The 20962-nt window shown below is 66.0% G+C and carries 23 protein-coding genes; 8 read left to right on the top strand and 15 right to left on the bottom strand.

The window, feature by feature from the left end:
• Nucleotides 1–70: 70 nt before the first annotated feature.
• The 7 genes from AABD04_RS05175 to AABD04_RS05145 all read right to left on the bottom strand — a co-directional run bounded on the left by AABD04_RS05175 (nucleotide 71) and on the right by AABD04_RS05145 (nucleotide 6196).
• Nucleotides 71–1090 carry a polyprenyl synthetase family protein gene (locus AABD04_RS05175; protein WP_243608470.1) on the bottom strand — a complete coding sequence of 340 codons (1020 nt, stop codon included), beginning with the start codon at nucleotides 1088–1090 and terminating at the stop codon, nucleotides 71–73.
• 126 nt (nucleotides 1091–1216) lie between these two features.
• Nucleotides 1217–2074, bottom strand: coding sequence for a MurR/RpiR family transcriptional regulator (locus AABD04_RS05170; protein WP_243608471.1), 858 nt, complete (start codon nucleotides 2072–2074; stop codon nucleotides 1217–1219).
• Between the two features lie 7 nt (nucleotides 2075–2081).
• On the bottom strand, nucleotides 2082–2918 hold the full coding sequence (gene phnE, locus AABD04_RS05165) for a phosphonate ABC transporter, permease protein PhnE (RefSeq protein ID WP_243608472.1): 837 nt from the start codon (nucleotides 2916–2918) through the stop codon (nucleotides 2082–2084).
• Entirely contained in the window at nucleotides 2915–3709 is a 795-nt protein-coding gene (phnE, locus tag AABD04_RS05160) for a phosphonate ABC transporter, permease protein PhnE (protein WP_243608473.1), read from the bottom strand. Before phnE (AABD04_RS05160) ends, phnE (AABD04_RS05165) begins: the two co-directional genes overlap by 4 nt.
• Complete coding sequence (gene phnC / locus AABD04_RS05155) at nucleotides 3706–4494, bottom strand: phosphonate ABC transporter ATP-binding protein (protein WP_243608474.1); 789 nt, start codon at nucleotides 4492–4494, stop codon at nucleotides 3706–3708. Before phnC ends, phnE (AABD04_RS05160) begins: the two co-directional genes overlap by 4 nt.
• 5 nt (nucleotides 4495–4499) lie before the next feature.
• Complete coding sequence (gene phnD / locus AABD04_RS05150; protein ID WP_243608475.1) at nucleotides 4500–5513, bottom strand: phosphate/phosphite/phosphonate ABC transporter substrate-binding protein; 1014 nt, start codon at nucleotides 5511–5513, stop codon at nucleotides 4500–4502.
• Nucleotides 5510–6196, bottom strand: a complete 687-nt coding sequence (locus AABD04_RS05145; RefSeq protein WP_243608476.1) for an HAD family hydrolase — start codon at nucleotides 6194–6196, stop codon at nucleotides 5510–5512. The genes phnD and AABD04_RS05145 overlap by 4 nt, the downstream gene beginning before the upstream one ends.
• A gap of 126 nt (nucleotides 6197–6322) precedes the next feature.
• On the opposite strand from AABD04_RS05145, the gene AABD04_RS05140 reads away from it, so the two are divergent.
• Nucleotides 6323–7570: a geranylgeranyl reductase family protein gene (locus tag AABD04_RS05140; protein WP_243608477.1), complete on the top strand. Its 1248-nt coding sequence runs from the start codon at nucleotides 6323–6325 to the stop codon at nucleotides 7568–7570.
• 45 nt (nucleotides 7571–7615) lie between these two features.
• Here AABD04_RS05140 and AABD04_RS05135 read toward each other — a convergent pair whose 3' ends face one another.
• The 4 genes from AABD04_RS05135 to AABD04_RS05120 form a co-directional block, all read right to left on the bottom strand.
• Nucleotides 7616–8311 carry a demethylmenaquinone methyltransferase gene (locus AABD04_RS05135; RefSeq protein WP_243608478.1) on the bottom strand — a complete coding sequence of 232 codons (696 nt, stop codon included), beginning with the start codon at nucleotides 8309–8311 and terminating at the stop codon, nucleotides 7616–7618.
• 14 nt (nucleotides 8312–8325) lie between these two features.
• Nucleotides 8326–9465, bottom strand: coding sequence for a glycosyltransferase family 4 protein (locus tag AABD04_RS05130; RefSeq protein WP_200936474.1), 1140 nt, complete (start codon nucleotides 9463–9465; stop codon nucleotides 8326–8328).
• A 63-nt stretch (nucleotides 9466–9528) separates the two neighbouring features.
• Complete coding sequence (locus tag AABD04_RS05125; RefSeq protein ID WP_243608479.1) at nucleotides 9529–9954, bottom strand: glutaredoxin domain-containing protein; 426 nt, start codon at nucleotides 9952–9954, stop codon at nucleotides 9529–9531.
• A complete protein-coding gene (locus AABD04_RS05120; protein ID WP_243608480.1) occupies nucleotides 9947–10408 on the bottom strand; it encodes a DUF3592 domain-containing protein in 462 nt (153 codons plus the stop codon). Before AABD04_RS05120 ends, AABD04_RS05125 begins: the two co-directional genes overlap by 8 nt.
• A 54-nt stretch (nucleotides 10409–10462) precedes the next feature.
• On the opposite strand from AABD04_RS05120, the gene AABD04_RS05115 reads away from it, so the two are divergent.
• Nucleotides 10463–10966, top strand: a complete 504-nt coding sequence (locus AABD04_RS05115; RefSeq protein WP_057475210.1) for a DUF2505 domain-containing protein — start codon at nucleotides 10463–10465, stop codon at nucleotides 10964–10966.
• Here AABD04_RS05115 and menD read toward each other — a convergent pair.
• Nucleotides 10963–12573 carry a 2-succinyl-5-enolpyruvyl-6-hydroxy-3-cyclohexene-1-carboxylic-acid synthase gene (menD, locus tag AABD04_RS05110; protein WP_243608481.1) on the bottom strand — a complete coding sequence of 537 codons (1611 nt, stop codon included), beginning with the start codon at nucleotides 12571–12573 and terminating at the stop codon, nucleotides 10963–10965. The genes AABD04_RS05115 and menD overlap by 4 nt on opposite strands.
• A 62-nt stretch (nucleotides 12574–12635) precedes the next feature.
• Between menD and AABD04_RS05105 the strand changes: the two genes are divergently transcribed.
• From AABD04_RS05105 to AABD04_RS05090, 4 genes are read left to right on the top strand one after another with little or no spacing between them, the layout of a single operon-like run.
• A complete protein-coding gene (locus AABD04_RS05105; RefSeq protein WP_057475208.1) occupies nucleotides 12636–13223 on the top strand; it encodes a flavin reductase family protein in 588 nt (195 codons plus the stop codon).
• Nucleotides 13220–14284, top strand: coding sequence for an AbrB family transcriptional regulator (locus AABD04_RS05100; protein ID WP_243608482.1), 1065 nt, complete (start codon nucleotides 13220–13222; stop codon nucleotides 14282–14284). The genes AABD04_RS05105 and AABD04_RS05100 overlap by 4 nt, the downstream gene beginning before the upstream one ends.
• Before the next feature lie 49 nt (nucleotides 14285–14333).
• Nucleotides 14334–15176: a siderophore-interacting protein gene (locus tag AABD04_RS05095; protein ID WP_341440450.1), complete on the top strand. Its 843-nt coding sequence runs from the start codon at nucleotides 14334–14336 to the stop codon at nucleotides 15174–15176.
• Nucleotides 15177–15198: 22 nt separating this feature from the next.
• Nucleotides 15199–16596 (top strand): DUF2252 domain-containing protein, encoded by a 1398-nt coding sequence (locus AABD04_RS05090; protein WP_008713796.1) that lies wholly within the window; start codon nucleotides 15199–15201, stop codon nucleotides 16594–16596.
• 51 nt (nucleotides 16597–16647) lie between these two features.
• On the opposite strand, the gene AABD04_RS05085 is transcribed toward AABD04_RS05090, so the two are convergent.
• The 3 genes from AABD04_RS05085 to AABD04_RS05075 are packed head-to-tail and all read right to left on the bottom strand — an operon-like array spanning nucleotide 16648 to nucleotide 18756.
• Nucleotides 16648–17091, bottom strand: coding sequence for a DUF6918 family protein (locus AABD04_RS05085; protein WP_008713795.1), 444 nt, complete (start codon nucleotides 17089–17091; stop codon nucleotides 16648–16650).
• 52 nt (nucleotides 17092–17143) lie between these two features.
• Entirely contained in the window at nucleotides 17144–18115 is a 972-nt protein-coding gene (locus AABD04_RS05080; protein WP_341440449.1) for an o-succinylbenzoate synthase, read from the bottom strand.
• Complete coding sequence (locus tag AABD04_RS05075; RefSeq protein WP_243596393.1) at nucleotides 18112–18756, bottom strand: PaaI family thioesterase; 645 nt, start codon at nucleotides 18754–18756, stop codon at nucleotides 18112–18114. The genes AABD04_RS05080 and AABD04_RS05075 overlap by 4 nt, the downstream gene beginning before the upstream one ends.
• Nucleotides 18757–18824: 68 nt before the next feature.
• Here AABD04_RS05075 and AABD04_RS05070 point away from each other — a divergent pair, with 68 nt between their 5' ends.
• Entirely contained in the window at nucleotides 18825–19718 is an 894-nt protein-coding gene (locus tag AABD04_RS05070; RefSeq protein ID WP_243608486.1) for a 1,4-dihydroxy-2-naphthoyl-CoA synthase, read from the top strand.
• Nucleotides 19719–19725: 7 nt separating this feature from the next.
• On the top strand, nucleotides 19726–20847 hold the full coding sequence (locus AABD04_RS05065) for a GGDEF domain-containing protein (RefSeq protein ID WP_341440448.1): 1122 nt from the start codon (nucleotides 19726–19728) through the stop codon (nucleotides 20845–20847).
• Nucleotides 20848–20962: the final 115 nt, after the last annotated feature.

The raw sequence follows: 20962 nt of genomic DNA, 5'->3' as shown, positions 1-20962 counted from the left end.
TCCTCGTACCGGGTGTTCCTACCCGATTCAACGAAAACACCAGGACCTGCAGTTCCCGCCTGGAGGGTCGCTAGCCGACGCGTTCGACGGTGTAGTTCACCAACCGTCCGAGCGCATCGTTGGCCGGTCCCTGCGGCAGCTGCGCGAGCTCTGCATGAGCCCGAGCTGCGAATTCGCCGAGCGTCTTCTTGGCCGAGACCATTCCCGGCGAGCGCTGCAACAGCTCGAGGGCCTCGGTGACGAGCGCGTCCTCGGTGACCGGGCCGGCCAGGATCTCGCGCAGCCGATCGCCGTCGGCACCTTCTTCGCGGAGCGCGAACAGCACCGGCAGAGTGTGTACACCCTCGCGAAGGTCGGTGCCGGGGGTCTTGCCGGACTGCTCGGTGGCCGAGGAGATGTCGATGATGTCGTCGGAGATCTGGAACGCGGTGCCGACGGCGTCACCGAGGCGCTCGAGGCGTCCCACGTGCTCGGCGTCGCCCCCACTGAACGTTCCACCGAAGCGTCCACACGAGGCGATGAGCGATCCGGTCTTCTCCCACACGACCTTCAGGTAGTGCGCGACGGGATCCTCGGTGCCCTTGGCTCCGATCGTCTCGCGCATCTGACCGGTGACCAGCTCGGCGAACGTCTCGGCGATGATCCGAACGGCGTCGGGACCGAGGGTGGACACCAGCCTCGACGCGTGCGCGAACAGGTAGTCGCCCGCGAGAATCGCCACACTGTTGCCCCAGCGTGAGTTCGCGCTCTCCGCACCTCGGCGCATCGACGCCTCGTCCATGACGTCGTCGTGATAGAGCGTGGCGAGGTGAACCAGTTCGACGACCGTGGCGGCGGTGACGATCGCAGGATCGGTCGGCGACGGCCCGAGCTGGCCGGTGAGCACCGTGAACAGGGGCCGGAAGCGTTTTCCGCCGGCCTTGGCCAGGTGCAGCGCGGCCTCGGTCAGGAACTCTTCTCCATCGGAGAGTTCGCTGATCATCAGCTCTTCGACGCGTGCGAGGCCGTCGGCGACGGATCGCGCGAGCTCAGGGTCACCCAGGTCGACTCCGGCAACGACCGTTGCTACGGCAGCGTCGTCTGTACTCACGATGTTGGTCCCTGTCCTGTCGTCGACATGCCGGCGGGAGCAGCAACTGCGCTACTGCTCGCCTTCTACCGTAGTGAACCTAGCGTGCACACAGGTGCGACGGTGTCACCGACCACAGGTGACGCTTCACTCACCCAGGTTGCCGGAAATGACTTCGAGGGTCGCGGCCATCGCCGCCGACGCCTTGTCCCCCAATGCGTCGGTCAGCGCCGCCATCAGTCCCTCCAGCAGGATCACGTGCGGAATCCGGCTGGTGACGGCGAGTTCACGCTGGAAACTGAGATCTCGCATGCCCACCACCAGGGCTATGTCCGACGCGGCCGCCAGAGTCGACCGGGCGAACGACGTCACCGACACCACGGTGGCCCCGCGCTCCCGAGCGGCCTGCGCGGCCTTGGTCGACGCGCTCGTCGCGCCCGATCCGCTGATGATCAGGGCGACGTCACGGTCGGTGAGAAGCCGAACGGCAACCTGTTGGGCAATGGAGTCGGTGGGTGCGTGCGAGCGCAGACCCAGAGACCGCATCCGGGAATCGGTATCGGCGGCCAGCGCAGCCGAGAGCCCGTTTCCGATGACCACGATCGACTCGGCACCGGCGAGGGTGGACACGGCGCGCGTGACGTCCTCGTTGGTGAGTAGAGCCGTCATCGCCGCGATGGACTCTCCGACGTGGGCGAAGGTCTCGGTGACGATCGCGAACGGGCCGTCAGCCGAACGTTCCTGGGTGGGCAGGGCGCGCGCCGCGTCGCGCGCGAGCAGCACCCGGAGTTGCTGATACCCGCCGAAGCCGAGACTCTGGCAGGTGCGGACCACCGACGCCCGCGATGCGCCTGCTGCATCGGCCACCTGCTGCGAGGACATCTCGACGATGTCGGCGGGACGTTCGAGAAAGACTTCGGCGACGGCCCGCTCGGCCGGCAGCAACGAGGGAATGATCGATCTGATGTGCGGGACGACTCCACCCGGCGCGAGATCCATGCTCATATCTTGCTCATATCGTTCTGTGCCGGCCCCAGTGTCCGTCGATGATGCGGCGACGCACCCGCCCGGAGATCTGATCGATGATCACAGTGATGACCACGACGACGATCAGCAGCATGCCCACCGCACCCCACTGCCGGTACTGCACGTTGTCGACCAGCATGCTGCCGATTCCGCCTGCACCGATCAGACCCAGGATGGCCGACGCCCGAACGTTGATCTCGAAGCGATAGAGCCAGAACGCGAACACCTCGGGGGCGACGTCGGTCCACAGTCCCCACCGCACGATCTGCGCCGTAGAACCTCCAGCGGCCCGGGCCGCTTCGATCGGCCCCTTCTCGGCACCTTCGATGGCCTCGTATCCCCACTTGCCGAGGGTGCCCACCGAGCCGATGGCGATGGCGAGCGCTCCGGTGAACGCGGTGAGCCCGGTGACCGACAGGATGAGAATCGCGATGACGACCTCCGGCACCGCCCTGATGACGGCGAACACCACACGCAGCGGCCACCGCAGCCAGAGCGGCCCGATGTTCGCGGCCGCGAGGAAGCTGAGCGGAAACGACACGATGATGCCGAGCACCGTTCCGAACCACGCCATCTGCACCGATTCGATGGTGGCCGAGACGGCCTTGCCCAGCGCGGAGACGTCGGGCGGCACGAACATCAGCCCTGCGTAGCGCACCAGGTTCTGCGGTAGCTCCAGCAGCCTGTCCCAGCGAATCTCGATGCCGTACAACGACAGTGCGAACAGTGCGACGATGCCGGCCCACACCGCGGTGCGCAGGGGGTTGCGCGGTTTCCGCGGCCGAGCCGGGGTGACGCGTGCGGTGCGGTCGATGACGCTCATCCGACCAACTTTCGACGGGCCCAGGACGAGATCAGTTCCAGCACCAGGACGATGACGAGAATCTCGAGGATGATGAGGCTGAGTTGGTGATACTTGTAGAAGGTGCGGACGTTGTCGATGAGCATGCCGAGGCCTCCTGCACCGACGAGCCCGATGACCGCCGAGGCGCGGACGTTCAGCTCCAACGTGTAGAGACTCTGCGAGACGAACGCCGGAAAGATCTGCGGCGCAACAGCACTCCGATCGGCCGCGATCCAGGTGCCGCCGGCAGCGAGGGCCGCTTCCTGCGGACCACGATCGACGGAGTCCAGTGCCTCGGAGACGAGCTTGACGATGATGCCGACGTTGAACAGGATCAGCGCCAGAATTCCCGACAGCGCTCCGGTGCCGACCACCGCGACCAACACCGCCGCGTACAGCAGATCCGGCACTGCGCGTACGACATTCATGATTCCGCGCACGGCCATCAGCAACGGTCGATTCGGGTTGGTGACATGCGAGGCCGCAAAACTGAGCGGGAGGGAGATCGCGGCTCCGATCGCCGTCGCGATGACAGCCATCTGCAGCGTCTCGAGGATCGCATCGACGGTCTCGGGGAAAAACCAGTAGTCGGGTTGCATCAGCTGAACGAGCTTGCCGGTCGCATTGCCCCAGTTGTCGATGATGTCGCCCAGGTCGACACCGATGCCGATCCCGGCCCAGATCGTGATGACGGCGATGACGGCAAGGACAACAACGGTTTTCCAGGCCGAACGCGGTTTCGCCGGCCTGGTTGCGAGCGGCGTGATCACAGCTCTGCCTTGGCTTCCAGGACGTCCTCGGCGGTGAGCGAGCGTCCGTAGATACTCTCGAACACCGATTCGTCGGCGTCGCGGCCATGGCCGTCGAACACGACCTTCCCGTCCCGCAGCCCGATCAGCCGGTCGCCGTAGCGTCTGGCAAGATCGAGAAAGTGCAGATTGACGACGACCGTGATGCCGAGATCGGCGTTGATGCGTTGCAGATCCCGCATGACGACGTGCGAGGTCGGCGGATCGAGCGAGGCCACCGGTTCGTCCGCGAGGATCACCCGCGGCCCTTGCGCCAATGCTCGCGCGATGGCGACCCGCTGCTGCTGACCACCGGAGAGCGACGACGCCTTCTCGTAGGCCTTGCCGACGATCTCGACACGTTCGAGGGCCTGCATTCCCAGCTCGGTGTCCTCGGCCGACCACGCACCGAGCAGCGTTCGCCACATCGGCGAGCTGTGCAGTCGTCCCATCATCACGTTGTTCAACACGCTGGTGCGCTTGGCGAGGTTGAAGCCCTGAAAGATCATTCCGATGTCGCCGCGCAGATCCCGTAACCCCTTGCTGCTGAGGTTGTTCACAGCGCGATCACCGACCGTCACAGTGCCGGAGGTGACCGGAACGAGGCCGTTGATGGTGCGAATCAGTGTGGACTTTCCTGCGCCCGACAATCCGACGACGGCAACCATCTGGCCCGCTGGAATCTCCAGCGTCACGCCGTCGAGCGCGGCATGGCCGCCCGCATAGGTGACCGAGACGTTGTCGAATGCGATGCTGTCGCCGCTCATCCGAGTCAGTTCCCCAGGCCGATGGAGTCCGCCTCGGTCTGCGCCTGCTGCAGCGCGGCGGGATCGGCCTTGTCGAGCCCGGTGATCTGATAGATCGCCGTCAGGGCATCGACACCCTCGGGGGTGGACGCGTAATCCTCCATCGCGTCCGAGATGCGCTGCTGCAGATCAGGGCTGAGCGAACTGCTGATCGAGACACCGTCGTTGGGGATCTCGTTGGTCAGCGCGAAGACCACCAGATTCTTCGCCACATCGGGGGTGTCCTTCACGACGGTCTCGCGGGCGTCCCAGAACGACACACCCACCTCGTCGTCGCCATTGTTCACCGACAGCACTGCCGCCGGGTGCGAGGTGACCTGCGTCAGGTCGAGGTCGGTGGTCGAGTCGATGCCCGCAGCCTTCAGGGCGGCGGAGGGGAAGACGAATCCGGCCGAGGACGCGGACTGCAGCATGACGGTTTTTGCGTCCTTCATCTTGCTCAGCGAGTCGAGTCCTGCTGGGCCCGTGCCACCTTCGGTGCCGTTGCAATACAGCAAGCCGTTGGCTCCGGTGACGGGAGCGTCGTCGCAGTACTTGTCGGGGTTGTTGGTGTAGAACTGCGCCGCATACGTGGTCTTGCCCTTGCGGACGGTCTGCAGAGCCGGCTCGGCGCCGTACTTGTTGCAGGCCTGCACCATCTGCAGCGGCGGCAGCATGCCGATCTGCGCCTGGTTCGCACCGATGGCCTCCACCGCTGCCTGGTAGTCCTGGGTGATGACGCCGCGGACGGGGATGTCGAGGCGCTCGGTCAGCGCGTCCTGCAACGGCTTGACGGTCTCGACGAGCTTGTTCGCGTCACCCGAGGGAACGAGGGCCAGCGTCAGCTCGGACGGGTCGGCCGCATCTGCAGCACTGGACCCGGTGCAGGGCGACGCAGCCGAGGACTCGGTGGTGGACTCGTCGCGGGCACCGCATCCGGCCAACGAGGCGGTGAGCAGTCCGGTGGCTACCACCGCGAGCAAGGGTGTACGAATTCTCATGACTGTCCTTCGTGAGTGAGTGCGAATGCTGCTGGATCGGTGGACCATTCGAGGAGTGCGTCGTACATGACCGGAAACGTCGAGGCGCAGAATGTCGCCTCGGGCCGAGGATGACCGTGACGGTCGATGTAGGCGGTGACGGCACCGCGACGATGCGCGGCGTCGAGATCGTTGCGCCAGATGTCGCCGACGCTGGCCAGTTCATGCGGTGACCGCGTGTCCAGCAATGAGCCCACCAGCTCGGGCATCTTCTCGGGCTTACCTGCATCGGTGAACACACGGTCCATGCGCCCGATCAGGCCGAGACGCTCGAGGGTTTCCACCACGCCACGCTGTGGGGCATTGGTGGCCAGGACCACCTCGGCCGAGACACGACCGAGGAAGTCCTCGAGGCCGGCGGGAGCCCATACTTCGAGCTCTCCCGTCGCCAGGCGTTCACGGGAGTGTGCGTACGCAGCGGCGAGGGCGGCAGCATCGACGCCCACCGACAGCTGCTGAACGGCGGAGTAGCCATCCACGAACTCCCCCGCTCCGGTTTCCAAGAAAGCCGTCAACCCGGCGCGCAGCGTGTCGGCAGAGGCCGCGTCGAGAGAGTCGGCAACAGCGTCGGCGTACGCCCACACTGGGTCGTCTCCGAGGCAGACGGTGCCGTCGAAGTCGAGAAGGAGGATCGGTCGGTGCACGTGGGAGACGCTAGACCCGCCATGAACGATCCGTCCATAGATTTTGAATCTATGAAACAAGCGTTCACACGGCGTTAACCGGAGGCCCTCGCCGCACGCCTGCGCAAAATCGGGATACTGGAGTGTGTGAGCACTCCCCCGCAGTCCCCTCCCACCTCGACCGACGTCCTGGTCGTGGGTGCGGGCCCAGCAGGATCGTCCGCAGCGGCGTGGGCAGCGCGATCCGGCCGCGACGTCGTCCTCGTCGACGCAGCGGTCTTTCCTCGCGACAAGACCTGCGGCGATGGCCTGACGCCTCGCGCCGTCGCCGAACTCGATCAGCTCGGCCTCGGCGAATGGGTGCGCGGTAAAGCGCGAAATCGCGGTCTGCGGTTGAGCGGATTCGGCCAGGAACTGCAGCTCGAGTGGCCGAGCAAATCCCTGCCGACCGTCGGAAGTGCCGTACCCCGAACCGAATTGGACGATCGCATTCGCACTGTCGCCGTCGAATCCGGGGCGGTCATGGCCGAGGGGTCGAAGGCCGTTGCCGTCGCCCGTGAGGGCAACGCCGTCCGATCGGTGACTCTGCAGACCGTTACGGGAACACACGAAATCTCCTGCCGCACACTGATCGTCGCCGACGGCGTCCGCTCCACCCTGGGCAAACAACTCGGCCGGCAGTGGCATCGGGACACCGCGTTCGGCGTCGCGGCTCGCGCATACATCACCTCGGGACGCAGCGACGACGAGTGGATCAGCTCGCACCTCGAATTGCGTGACGCCGCAGGCACTCTGCAGCCCGGTTACGGCTGGGTCTTCCCGCTGAACGACGGGAACATCAACATCGGCGTCGGCACGCTCGCCACCGCCACGAGACCGGCAACCGGCGCGTTGCGGCCGCTGCTCGACCTCTACACCGAGCAGCGGCGTCCAGAATGGGCGTTGACAGGCGAGCTGCGCGCGGTGGCGTCGGCGCTGCTACCGATGGGCGGAGCGGTCTCCGGCGTCGCGGGTACCAACTGGGCCATCATCGGCGACGCCGCAGCGTGCGTGAACCCACTCAACGGCGAAGGCATCGACTACGGACTCGAAGGTGGCCGCATGGTCGTCGACCTGCTCGATCACCCCGACCTCACAGAAGCCTGGCCCACCCTGCTGCGCGAGCACTACGGACAGGCGTTCTCCATCGCGCGACGACTCGCCGGCCTGTTGACAGTGCCGAGATTCCTGCCCGCAGCGGGACCGGTGGGCATGCGCTCGCGGGCACTGATGAAGGTTGCCGTTCGCTGCATGGGCAACCTGATCACCGAAGCCGACAGCGACCTCGTGGCCCGCACCTGGCGGGCATCGGGAACCGGGTCACTGAAAATCGATTCCCGGCCGCCGTTTTCGTGATTGCTCGCTCCGCGGGCTCCGCTCGCGCCTTTTCCGTGAACCGTTCTACGGTCGAATTGCCTTGTGCAGCGCCACGATTCCGCCGGTAAGGTTGCGCCATTGTACGTCGGTCCAGCCGGCGTCGGCGATGCGCTGGGCCAATTGCTCTTGCGTCGGCCAGGCCCGGATCGACTCCGCGAGGTAGACGTAGGCATCGGGGTTACTGCTCACGGTGCGAGCGACTTTCGGCAACGCCTTCATCAGGTACTCCATGTACACGGTGCGGAACGGGCCGAACACCGGAGTGGAGAATTCCGACACCACGAGGCGTCCACCCGGCTTGGTGACGCGGGCGATCTCGCGCAGCCCGGCATCGAAATCCGAGACGTTGCGGAGGCCGAACGAGATGGTGGCGGCATCGAAGCTCGCGTCGGCGTAGGGCAGTGCCATGGCATCACCGGCAACCATCGGCACGCCGCGTTGCAGCCCGGCTTGCAGCATGCCCTTGGAGAAGTCGGTGGCCACGCACCAGGCTCCGCTGAGGCCGAGTTCGACCGTCGAGACGCCGGTGCCCGCGGCAAGGTCCAGTACTCGCTCACCCGGTTTCAGGTCCAGGGCTCGCCGCGTCAGCTTGCGCCAACTACGATCCTGCCCGAACGACAGAACCGTGTTGGTGATGTCGTATCGCCGAGCGACGCCGTCGAACATCGACGCCACCTCGTGGGGCTCTTTTGCCAGGGTTGCGCGTGATGTCTGGGCCACGAGGTCCAGACTACTCAAGCAATCTTTTGTATCCGCGGTGCTGTGATGCCTTGCACGTCGTAGTAATGGGAGATCAGCTCGTCGCAGATGGCCGGCCAGGTGCGGTGTAGAACCGACTTGCGGGCGGCGTCGCCGAAACGGGCGCGGGTGACGGGCTCGGCGAGGGCTCCGACTGCGCTCGGCAGCAATTCGGTGAACTTGTCGACCGGCAGCAGATAGCCGTTGCGGCAGTGCGAGATCAGATCGCGCGGGCCGCCGGCGTCCGGTCCGATGACGGGCACTCCGCTGGCAAGTGCTTCCTGCACTGCCTGGCAGAAGGTTTCGTGTTCGCCTGGATGCACGAAGATGTCGAAGCTGGCATAGGCCTGTGCGAGTTCGGCTCCGCCGAGTTGGCCGGTGAAGATGGCGTTCGGCATCAGCGCCTGCAAGGTTGCCGTGTCGGGTCCGCCGCCGACGATCACCAGCTGGATCGACGGATCCGTGGCCAGGACGGCAAGCCGCTCGACGTGCTTCTCGGGGGCGAGCCTGCCGACGAAGCCGACGATCAGTTTGTCTCCGGCTCCCCACTGGGTTCTGAGCGTCTGCGACTTGGCAGAGGGTGCGAAGCGGACCGCGTCCACTCCCCTGGCCCACCGATGGACGCGCGGGATGCCGTGCAGCTCCAAGGCGTCGACGGCGGAGGTGGACGGTGCCAGGGTGCGGGCCGCGCCGCGGTGCAGTCTCCTGGTCCAGCGCCACGCCGCCTTCGAGGTCAGGCCCAGGCCATAACTGGCGGCGAAACCGGCGACATCGGTCTGGTAGACGGCAACTGCGGGCACGTCCAACCGGTTGGCGGCGGCCAGGCCGCCGGCTCCGAGCAGGAACGGCGAGGCCAGATGTACGACGTCGGGGGCGAATTCGCGCAAGGCCGACACCATCCCGAGTCCGGGCACCCCGACGGGCAACGAGCTCACCTTCGGAACCATCACGGACGGCACCCGATACACCGGAACGTTGTCGTGCCACGTTTCGGCCTTCGGGCCGGACGGATTGTCCGGGGCGATGACGATGGCATCGTGCCCGGTCCTGTCGAGGTGTTCGAGGACACGGATCACCGAGTGGGTGACGCCGTTCATGTTGGGTAAGAACGATTCCGCAACGATGGCTACTCGCACGGTCCTCAGTGTGGGCGGCCTCGCCGTCGACCAGGTATGGACAACGTTACGTGTGGGCCAACGTCACACGAATTGCGTGATCACCCACGACGGATCGGGGTTGGTGCGGTGCTCGGACGGGGCGAACACCGTCGGGACCGTCTCGTTGCCGTAGTTGACCGACCGGACCCGCGCTGCCGCTGCCGGATCCTGACGGATGCTCGTCCACACTGCTTTCTTCCCGCGCAGCAACAGGGCCACCCGCAGCCGCAGGCAGAAGATGCATCCCGGCCGCCAGTAGATCAACGGAACGGACCGGTCCGCGGCGAGCACTCGTGAAGCATCGTCGGACAGAGAACGCGGATACAGCACCGGAGTCGTCAGAACGAGCAGGAACACCACGACAAGCACCATCACGACGATCGAGGACGCGATGTTGCCGAAGTTCACCAACGCGAACCCGGCCACTGCGGCGAGAGCGGCGATGACCCACTGCTTGGCATTACGCATATTCGGCCTCCTTGCGCTGTGTCTCCTTGCGACGGAGCCAGAACAATACGGGCCCCGCGATGAGCCAGGTAACGACGATGACCGATCCTGCCGGGACGATGGCGACGGTGGCGTCACGGCCGGCGACCCGCACCAGCAGCTCGACGTCGTCGGGTTCGGCCTTGTAGTACTCCACCTCGATGCGCTGGCCCGCGACGAGGTTGGTGGGATACAGGACGCCGAGCGCCGGGTTGTGCGTCACGCCGTCCGGAGTGATGAAGCTGACGGCCGACCGCAACTTGCCCGCCGACAGCACCTCGGCGGTGGCGGTGCCCTTGTCGGAATCGATGGTGACGTCGTTTCGCCACGCTCCGACCACCAGCAACACCGCCAACACCGAGATCGCGGTAGCGACCACGAGCACGATCAGCCGGGTCCTGCGCAGGGTTCGGCTGCCTCGGGCTGTGTCGGTCACTTCGACAGATTACTTCGCAGCCGATCGGGCTCGGCTCGGGTAGCGTCTGCTCTCATGTCTCGCAGCTTCGAACACACACTCCGCGCGTCCAATCCTCCCGCTGAAGTGCACGCAGCACTGACCAGTGAGGACCAGTGGATGGCGCGCTTCGCCAAGGCGAAGAAGACAGACGGGTACGAGCTGACCAAGCACGACGACGGCGGCCTGACGGTCGACATCTCCGAAGAGGTCGGCACCAACGAGCTCCCCGGATTCGTCACCAAGGTCATCAAGGGCAAGCTGATCGTCTCCCGCACCGATTACTGGGGTCCGCTCGAGGGCGACCACGCCGAGGGAACGCTGACCGGTAGCACCACCGGCCTTCCGGCGAAGATCACCGGCACGTTGTCACTGCAGCCCGACGGCACCGGCGCGAAGTTGATCATCGTGGGTGAATCGACGGTCAAGATCCCACTCGTCGGCGGCAAGATCGAGGACCTGATCAACAAGATGATCAAGGACATGATCGATCAGGAAACCGGCGAAACTCTCGAATGGGTTGCAGCGCAACAGAGCTAGAGCCGGGCGCGGATCGCCGCGTGCAGATCCCGCAATCCCGATCGCTCCGTGGTCACTTCCAACACTCTGATTCCCACGGCATGTGCGGTGAGTTCGGTTGCCAGCTCGGACAATTCGACCAACCGATGCTCGACGCGATAGGCCCCGCACAGCGCTCCGAGATCCATTCCGTGTGGTGTGCCGAAGACTCGCTCGAACACGCCGGCATACTGCGGATCCCCCTGCTCGAGCAGCTCGAAGATGCCACCGCCGTCGTCGTTGGCGACGACGATCGTCAGATCGTCGGGGCGCGGCTCGCCGGTTCCGATGAGCATGCCCGCCGCGTCGTGCAGGAACGTCAGATCACCGAGAAGCGCTATGGTGCGCCGCTTTCCGGCCATCGCGGCACCGATCGCCGTCGAGACGGTGCCGTCGATGCCGGCAACGCCGCGGTTGGACAGAACCTTCACCCCAGGGATCGGAGTCGAGACCAGGGCCGCGTCGCGCACAGGGTTGGAGGCTCCGAGCACCAGCTGATCGCCGGGCTGCAGCGCGGACATCACGACGTCGGCCACGTGCAGACCCGTAGGCTTGGGATGCTCTCGAAGTTGTTCGTGCACAGCCTTTTCAGCGCGCTCGGACAGCGCAGCGCAGCGGGCGATCCAGGCGGGATCGGGCGCACCGGTGGTGATGGCGCGGGTTCCTGTCGCCAGTACGTTGCCAGAGACGTCGGGCCAACGCGGCCCGGTGGTGAGCGCGATGACATCGACGGCGGGGTCGGCCAGCAGCGCCGAGACCTGACGGTGCAATGTCGGACGACCGGTGATGACGGCCTGACGCGGTTTCAGCTGCGCCAGAGCCAAGGGGTGCAACGCAATTCCGTGCAGCGGCGCGGTCGGCTCGGCGACGGTCGGCAAGCCGGCGAGCTCCGGACGGACGCCGCCGCCGTGTCCGGAGACGACCACGGTGTCAACCGAGAGATCGAGCTCGACCGGCACGTCCAACGTCGCCTGGGTGGTCGTCGTCCACGGCATTCCGTCCGGACGCCCTTCGGGCCGCGCCCCCGGATCGCCGAGGGCAGGAACCAGGGGTTCACGCAGTGGAATATCGAAGTGCACGGGTCCGGCGTTGCCCGAGCGCGCGCCGCGCGCAGCAGCGATGACTCGCGAGACCGCGCTGCGCCACTGACTGTTCTGTTTCGGCTCCTCTTCGGCCAGCCCGAGGCTGATGGTTGCGCGAACCTGGGATCCGAAGAGGCCGAGCTGCTCGATGGTCTGGTTGGCTCCGGTGCCGAGCATCTCGTAGGGCCGGTTGGCACTGATGACGATCAGCGGGATGCGGGCGTAGTTCGCTTCGAGTACGGCGGGCCCGAGGTTTGCCACCGCCGTTCCCGACGTCATCACCACCGGTACGGGTTGGCCGCTACCCAGGCTCAGTCCGATGGCCAGAAATCCGGCGGTCCGTTCGTCGATCCGCATGTGCAATCGCAGACGTCCGGCCGCGTCGGCTTCCTGCAAAGCGAACGCCAACGGGGCGTTGCGCGAGCCGGGGCACAGCACGACGTCTTCGATGCCGCTGCGCGCCAGTTCGTCGACGACAGCAGTGGCCTGAGCGGTGGACGGATTCACAGTTTCCAGAGTGTCAGATGCTCCGGTCGGCCGCCGCAACCGGGCTTTGACAGTATTGAGAGGTGCGTACAGTCTTTCGACCCGAAGAGGTCACCCCACGTCGCTTCTACCAGCTGCTGACTGCGTCGGTAGTGCCCAGGCCCATCGCGTGGGTGTCCACCGTCTCCGCCGACGGTGTGGCGAACCTCGCGCCCTACAGCTTCTTCACGGTCTCCTCGGTGGAGCCACCGGTCGTGCAGTTCACGTCGGTGAGCCGCAAGGACAGTCTGCGCAACATCGAGGCCACCGGCGAGTTCGTCGTCAATCTGGCGACGGCGCCGTTGGTCGATCAGGTCAACGACAGCTCGGCGAGCTTCGATCACGGCGTCAGCGAGTTCGAGGCGGTCGGCATCGAGAGCGAACCCAGTGCGATCGTGACGCCGCCGCGTGTGGCGGCCGCACCGATCGCCATCGAAGCGACGCTGCATCGCGTCGTCGAGGTGGGAAACTGTTTCGTCGTCATGGGCACCGTCGTCGCGCTGTCGGTACGCCCCGAATTCCTCGCCGAGGACGGACTCCCCGAGTTCGAGACCATTGCCCCGCTCAGTCGCCTAGGCCGCACCGAGTGGGGATTGCCGCCCGAGGTTCGTGAGATCGAGCGACCTTCTTGATTCGCTGGCTGCTGCTGATAGCCGTCACGGTCGGACTGACCGTCGGAGCCGACGCGCTCGGGGTGCCGTCTGCTGCACTGTTCGTTGCGCTGTTGGTGGCCATCGTGTTCGCGCTCGCCGGGTGGGCTCCGACGACGGGCACCGAAAGAGCGCCGCTGCCACGCCGACTCGGGATGGCGGCTCAGGCGATACTCGGCGTCGAGATCGGGACGCTGGTGCAGCGCGAGACCCTGAGCTCACTCGGCGATACCTGGCTGCCGGTACTGCTGGCGTGCATCGGAACCCTGCTGCTGTCGATCGCGGCCGGCGCGCTGCTCGGGCTACGCAAAGACATCGATTCACTGACCGGCTCCCTCGCCCTCGTGGCAGGCGGAGCGTCGGGACTGGTGGCGATCACGCAGGAGCTCGGCGGCGACGAACGCGTGGTGGCGGTGGTGCAGTACCTCCGCGTCGTGCTGGTGACCACCACGTTGCCACTGGTTGCGACCCTGGTGTTCCAAGCGCAGCCCGGACAATCGCCGGTCACCGCCGATGTGCACGAGGCGCTCTGGATAGATCTCGCCTTCGTCCTGATCTGCGGCGTCATCGGGGTGATGCTGGCGAAGGTGATCCGACTGCCCGCCCCCGCCCTGCTCGGCCCGCTGATCATTGCCACGCTCGCCGACGTGCTCGGGTGGTCGTTCGACGCGTCCGTACCGACCCTGCTGCTGTGGGCGGCCTACATCGTCATCGGCTGGCAGGCCGGTCTGCGCTTCACCGTCGCCAGCTTGAAGTCGATCTCGCGCGTGCTGCCTGCGTCACTGATGTTGATCGTCGCCGTCACGGTCGGCTGCGCGATGCTCGGATTGTGGTTGGCGTCCGCGACGGGGACGAGCGGCTACGAGGGCTACCTCGCGACCACTCCCGGCGGGGTCTACGCGGTGCTGGCCATCGCGGCGTCGACCGGCGCGAACGTCACCTTCGTCGTGGCCGCACAGGTGATCCGAGTGTTCATGATGTTGTTCGCAGTACCCGTCGGAGCCAAGCTGGTCCAGCGCTATCGACGCGGTAGGTCCGAGTGAGAAATCGACACGACCCCACAGCTACTTAGGGTCAGCTAACCTCTCCGGCATGAGCAAGTACCTCAAACCGGAGAACCCCGCGTTCTACCGTCTGACCGTGCTCGGAAGCGACCGAATCAGCCCCAGCTTCATCCGGGTCACCCTCGGCGGCGATTCGTTGTCGAACTTCCGCTACATGGGCTACGACCACTGGTTTCGCCTGTTCCTACCGCAGCCGGGCCAGGACGAGCCGCGCATCCCCAGCGCCACGTCGATGCTCTGGTACGCCCAGTATCTGACGTTCTCGAAGGACACCAAACCGGTGGTCCGCAACTACACGATCAGCCGGTACCGCGCTGCGGGACAAGGCACGTACGGGGACGGCCCGGAGCTGGATGTGGACTTCGTCGTGCATGGGAGTGGAGCCGGCGGAGCGCCTGGTCACAGTGGTCCGGCGTCGGCGTGGGCTACCAGGGCGGTTCCAGGCGACCGCGTCGCGATCTTCGACGAAGGACGCATCTACACGTTCGACGGACGATCGAGCTGGCAGTTGCTGGTCGGCGACGAGAGCGCGGCCCCGGCCATACTCGGCATTCTGCGGTCGTCACCGGAGGACGTTCGAGTCAGGGCCTTCATCGAAGTCCCGACCGAGGCCGACATCCAGAAGCCGAACATGCACGCAGGCGTCGAGCTGAACTGGATTGTGCGGCCCACTCCGCTTGCGAAGCCCGGGGACGCTGCGTTGGCCGCAGTGCAGAAGGCCGAGCTCCCGGACGGCGTCCCCTTCGTCTACGTCGCGGGAGAACAGGGACTGGCGACGGGCCTGCGTAGATACCTGGTGAACGAGCGTTCGGTACCCAAGTCGCAGATCTGCTTCACCGGATACTGGAAGTTCGGTAAAGCCGCCCCGTAACGCTCGATTAGTGTCATCTCACATGCCCGGCTTCGGAAAAGGTCACACGGTCGTCACCGACTCGGTCGAGGTCGACGGGGCGGCATTCGCCTCCCTGCGCGCCCGCCCTCTCCCCCGCGCCGAACGCTACGAACTGGGTCGACGCCTGCGCGACAAGGTCCCGCTCGCCTCACTGGGCGAGTGGACGCCGCCGCCGGATCGACCCGACCCGGTCAAGCAGATCGAGTACTCGCACCAGGGCCGCATCGAATGGCTGATTCCGACGCGCCTCGAGCGCATGGTCGAGTCCCCGTACGGATTCCTGCGCGGCACGGCCATCGTCATGGCTCGGGATGTGGCGATGCTGCCGTCGACCGGTATCAATCCGGTGATCAGCGGCGACGCCCACCTGGGCAATTTCGGGTTCTACGCCTCCCCCGAACGCGACCTCGTCATCGACCTGAACGACTTCGACGAGGCACACCCGGGGGCCTGGGAATGGGATCTCCGACGCCTCGCCGCGAGCATCTGGGTGGCGGGGCGGCAGAACGGCCGCAGCGAGGATCAGTGTCGCGATGCCGTCACCGCCTGTGTGTCCGCCTATCGCATCGAGGTGGCCAGACTTGCCGACGAGCCGCTGATGTCCCGGTCGTTCCAGCGACTGACGGCCGAGAAGCTGCAGCGTGACGCCACCGAGGGCTCGCTGCGCAAGGAGATCAAACGCGCCACCAAGAAGGCGCGTCGACGCACCAGTGACCGCGTTCTACCGCGTTTCACCGAGAAGCACGAGGGCAAGCGCAGAATCGTCGAGGAACCGCCGATCACCACGCGCATCTCGGCGGAGGACGAAGACCTTCTCGCCGTCGGACTGGACGAGTACCTGCTCACCCTCACTCCACACTGGCGTCGAGTGCTCGGCGGCTACACCCTGATCGACGTCGCGCATCGTGTCGTCGGGGTCGGCAGTGTCGGGCTTCGGGCGTACGTGGCACTGCTCGAGGGCACCAGCGAGGACGATGTGGTGTTTCTGCAGCTCAAGCAGGCCAGACGCTCGGTACTAGCGCCGTACGTGCACGGCGAATCCGCGTGGCACGACCATCAGGGCCAGCGGGTCGTCGAGTATCAGCAGGATCTGCAAACCGTCAGCGATCCGCTGCTGGGCTGGACCACCATCGACGGACGGCAGTACTACGTGCGCCAGTTCCGCAACATGAAGGGGACAATCGACCTCTCGTCGATCAATGCGGCGGCTCTGGTGGACTACGCGCGCGTGGTGGGCCGACTCCTGGCCAAGGGACACGCGCGAACGAGTGGCGCGTCGATGATCTCGGGATACACCGGTGATTCCGACGCCCTCGAGGTGGCACTGTGCCGGTTCGCGCAGTTGTACGCGGATCAGACGGAAGCCGACTGGGAGCGATTGAGCGCTACGCGCATGTGAGCAGAAATTCGTAGCAGGCTACGAACTTCCGCGCACATGCGGCGAAGCCGCTCAGGCGTGCTTGGCGACCAGATCGCCGACGCGCGGCAGTGCCTCGGTGACGTTCTTCTTCGCCGAACCACGCAGGCTGCCGTAGAACTTCTTGACGACGGACTTGTCGGTCTCCTCGATGCGAGCATCGGTGACCGAGAGCAACGCGTCGGACGCGGCGTCACCGTTGGCGACGAGGTAGTCACCGAACGTGCCCTGAGGAGCAGCGTTGTACGACTGCCAGAACGGGTCGAGCTTGTCGACGAAATCGGGCCACAGAGCCGAGACCGCATTGTCGATGTACGACGGTCCGACCTTCTTCACCGCGCCGTATCCCCCCTTGACCGCGAGTCCGCTCGCGCCCTTCTTGTCCGCGACCTCGGCGTCGATCAGAGCCAGAACATCGACGCGCAGAGCGTCGGCCTTCGACTCGTCGAGTAGCGAATCCTTTAGTGCAGCAACCACTTCGAGTTTCCTCCCAGATATGTCAGCGGCCCCACGCGGACCGGGCGCAAGACTACCGCAGAAGGGCGTGGCAACGCCGAACTCGTTCGATCCACCACTGTGTGCGATCGGCGTCGGCATCGAGCTCGATCAGCGCTTGCGCATCGGGTTCGAGGGTGTCGACCGGGTACGTTCCGTCGATCACCTCGGGCGAGGGTGCGACGTCTCGAACGAACAGTGCGCCCGTTCCGAGACCGCAGGCGAATTCGAGATGCGGCAGCGCAGCAGCTGCGGCCAGCCCCGACGAGATGCCGACCGACGAGTCCAGAGCACTCGACACCACCACCGGAACGCCGTACTCGCCCAGCTCGCCTGCCAGCTCGAGTACGGCCCGCATCCCGCCGAGTGGGGCAACCTTGAGCACCGCGATATCCGCTCCGCCGGCCCGGACAACCTTCATCGGATCCTCGGCCCGGCGAATGCTCTCGTCGGCAGCGATCCGCACCCCGGGCACCCGACGCCGAACTTCCACCAACTCCGGCACCGAGGCGCACGGCTGCTCCGCGTACTCGAGGGGGCCGTCGGCAGTCAGGGCCGCCAGCGCCGCCACCGCCTCGTCGACGCTCCAGCCGCCGTTGGCGTCTATTCGGACCCGCGGCACCAGCTCGCGAACCGCGCGGACGCGAGCGACGTCGTCGGCCAGGCTCTGCCCCTTCTCGGCCACCTTGACCTTGGCGGTCTCGGCACCGGGAGACCGGCTCAACACCGATGCCACCTCCGAGGCGGCAACGGCGGGAACGGTCGCGTTCACCGGGATGCGTCGACGCTGCGGACTGGGCGGGCCGTCCCACGCGGCCTCGATCGCCGACGCCAGCCACGGGGCCGACTCGACGTCGTCGTACTCGGGAAACGGGGAGAACTCACCCCATCCGGCCGGTCCGCGAACGAGCATCACCTCACGGGTGGTGATCCCGCGAAACCTGGTCCGCATCGGCATCGAGAGCACATGAGCACCGTCCAGGATGTCGTCGATCGCGGGGATCATTGCTGCCCCGGGAGCAACTGCACCATCAACGCCTCGCAGTCGGCCAACAGGTTGCCGTCCAGATCCGTGAGCCGAGCGTTGATGAACGTCTTGCGTCCCTCGACCCGATCCACCGCGCCCTCGACGATCAGCTCGGTGTTCAGCGGCGTCACCTTGCGGTAGTTGATGTGCAGGTATGCCGTACGGCTGATGGGCCTGCCGTACGCGTGCTGGACCAGGCCGAAGAGGTCGTCGAACAGCAGCGGCAGCGTGCCGCCGTGTGCGGCGGAGTTTCCACCGAGGTGAAAGCGGCGGAACACGCCTCTGCTTCGCACGCCCTCGGCGTCGATCTTCTCGATGACCCATGGCAGCAACAACAGTGAACCCCGACCGGGTAGCCGCGGAAGTCGTCCGGCGGTCTGCTTCCCCTCCGCGACCACGTGCGGCTCCAACAACTCGATCAATTCCCGAGTCTTGCTCACGGCTGCCTCGGTGACGTCGGCGGGCAACGAGGTCGACACGGCGAGATCCTGCACGGTGCGCAATGCCTCGAGCAACTGTCCGTACTCCGGCCCCACCTTCGCCGGCACGAAACGCGGGAAGCCGCCGTGGTGGTCGTAATCGGGGTCGGATTCGCGGTCGAGCTGCATCGGATCGGTCATGACCTGCACGCTAGCCGTACCGACCGGCCGCCACTGATCCAGCCCTCGCCACCGTTAAGGTGGCGTACGTGACCTTCACTCCTGCACTGTGGCGTCCCGTTCCCGGCTTCGAAGATCTGACCGACATCACCTATCACCGTCACGTGTCCGACGCGACCGTGCGAGTTGCGTTCGATCGTCCCGAGATTCGCAATGCTTTTCGGCCGCACACCGTCGACGAGCTCTACCGCGCCCTCGAGCACGCGCGGGTGAGCTCCGACGTGGGCACGGTGCTGCTCACCGGAAATGGACCGAGCAGCAAGGACGGCGGCTGGGCCTTCTGCTCCGGCGGCGATCAGCGCATTCGCGGACGCAGCGGCTACCAGTACGCAGAGGGTGAAACGGCCGACACCGTCGACAAGGCCCGTGCAGGCCGCCTGCACATCCTCGAGGTGCAACGACTCATTCGGTTCATGCCGAAGGTCGTCATCTGCCTCGTCAACGGCTGGGCAGCGGGCGGCGGCCACAGCCTGCACGTGGTGTGCGATCTGACGCTCGCCAGTCGCGAGCATGCGCGGTTCAAGCAGACCGATGCAGACGTCGGCAGCTTCGACGGTGGATACGGCAGTGCGTATCTGGCGAAGATGGTCGGTCAGAAGTTCGCCCGCGAGATATTCTTCCTCGGCGAGACCTACTCGGCCGAGGAGATGCACCGCATGGGCGCAGTGAACAAGGTGGTCGATCACGCGGAGCTGGAGAACACGGCCATCGAGTGGGCTGCGAAGATCAACGCGAAATCGCCTCAGGCACAACGAATGCTGAAGTACGCCTTCAACCTGCAGGACGACGGCCTGGTCGGCCAGCAGCTGTTCGCCGGTGAAGCGACCCGGTTGGCCTACATGACCGACGAGGCCGTGGAGGGGCGCGACGCGTTCCTCGACAAGCGCGAGCCCGACTGGTCGCCGTTCCCCCGATACTTCTGATCCACTGGTGAATTCGACGTCGCATCGCACCGGCGGTCCCGCGGGTGCGATGCGGGCCTGGTTCACCGAGCCCTTCGACTACCGCTGGATGGCGGACTTCCTGAACTCCCGTCCCGCCGGAAAGCTCATCCGGTGGGTGATGGCCTGCCTGACGCTCAATTACGGCGTGCTGGCTATGGTGTCGCTGTTCTCTGCGGATGCCTCACGCAGTCCGGTCGCTGTCGCCTGGAAAGCCTGCCTGGTCGTCTCGGTCGTGGCCGTCAGCGCGGCATGGATCACGAGACCGTTTCCCGGCCGCCTCGGTGTGGTGGCATTCGCCGTCTTCGCGGACCTGGGCACGGCGTCGTCGCTGCTTATCAACCCGCTCGTCGACGCACTCCTGACGTGCGCGCTGTTTGCCATGATCGGGACGTTCTGCACGTTCTGCGTCAGTCCGCGCTGGCTGGTGGCGCACCTGATGTTCGCGGTGGCCTGCACTGTCGTTGCCGCGGCGGCCACGTACTCCAGCGGCGGGGTGGACACCGCATCGGTGATCTTCCGGACGAACGTCGTGCTGCTCGCGATCGCCGGAGTTCCACTCGTCTCGCACCTGCTGATCACCCTGCTGACCGACGATGCCCGCAGCTCCTTCCTCGATCCACTCACCGGCCTGCTCAATCGGCGCGGTCTCGACGCGGCCATCGGCGACGTGTGGCCTCGGGGACGAGAGAAGGATCGATGCTCGGCGGCGGTCATGATCGACATCGATCGCTTCAAATCGGTCAACGATCTCTACGGGCACGAGGAAGGCGACGCGGTGATCCGACGTGTCGCCGACCGTCTTCGCGCGCACATGGGCCAGTACGGGGTGATCGGCCGCACCGGCGGAGAAGAGTACGTAGCCGTGGTGTCCACCTCACGACTGCACATCGATGCGCTGGTGCACGGGGTACGACGAGCGTTGCGTGATCCCGAGGACACCGTCGCGGTGACGGTCAGTGTGGGAGCTGCGATCGTGCTCGCGGATTCACCGGCGTGGGCCGAGAACACCGACATCGACCTCGTCACGCGAGCAACGCGAGTGGCGGACTCGATGATGTACGAGGCGAAGGCCGCGGGCGGTAACCGAATCGCGACGACCGAACTGTGAGAGGTGGCAGGAGTGGAGCCTGCGGAACGACCGGGTGGCAGGAGTGGAGCCTGCGGAACGACCCTGTGGCAGGAGTGGAGCCTGCGGAACGACCGGGTGGCAGGAGTGGAGCCTG

Origin of the sequence: Rhodococcoides navarretei, assembly GCF_038069675.1 — a bacterium.
Taxonomy (GTDB): Bacteria; Actinomycetota; Actinomycetes; order Mycobacteriales; family Mycobacteriaceae; genus Rhodococcoides; species Rhodococcoides navarretei.
This window is presented reverse-complemented; position numbering and strand designations above follow the sequence as displayed.

Excerpts from the sequence above, each read along its gene's own strand:
- AABD04_RS05170 (WP_243608471.1), bottom strand. The coding sequence starts at position 2,074 with ATGAGCATGGATCTCGCGCCGGGTGGAGTCGTCCCGCACATCAGATCG.
- phnE (WP_243608472.1), bottom strand. The coding sequence starts at position 2,918 with ATGAGCGTCATCGACCGCACCGCACGCGTCACCCCGGCTCGGCCGCGG.
- phnC (WP_243608474.1), bottom strand. The coding sequence starts at position 4,494 with ATGAGCGGCGACAGCATCGCATTCGACAACGTCTCGGTCACCTATGCG.
- phnD (WP_243608475.1), bottom strand. The coding sequence starts at position 5,513 with ATGAGAATTCGTACACCCTTGCTCGCGGTGGTAGCCACCGGACTGCTC.
- AABD04_RS05125 (WP_243608479.1), bottom strand. The coding sequence starts at position 9,954 with ATGCGTAATGCCAAGCAGTGGGTCATCGCCGCTCTCGCCGCAGTGGCC.
- AABD04_RS05115 (WP_057475210.1), top strand. The coding sequence starts at position 10,463 with ATGTCTCGCAGCTTCGAACACACACTCCGCGCGTCCAATCCTCCCGCT.
- AABD04_RS05095 (WP_341440450.1), top strand. The coding sequence starts at position 14,334 with ATGAGCAAGTACCTCAAACCGGAGAACCCCGCGTTCTACCGTCTGACC.
- AABD04_RS05090 (WP_008713796.1), top strand. The coding sequence starts at position 15,199 with ATGCCCGGCTTCGGAAAAGGTCACACGGTCGTCACCGACTCGGTCGAG.
- AABD04_RS05080 (WP_341440449.1), bottom strand. The coding sequence starts at position 18,115 with ATGATCCCCGCGATCGACGACATCCTGGACGGTGCTCATGTGCTCTCG.
- AABD04_RS05075 (WP_243596393.1), bottom strand. The coding sequence starts at position 18,756 with ATGACCGATCCGATGCAGCTCGACCGCGAATCCGACCCCGATTACGAC.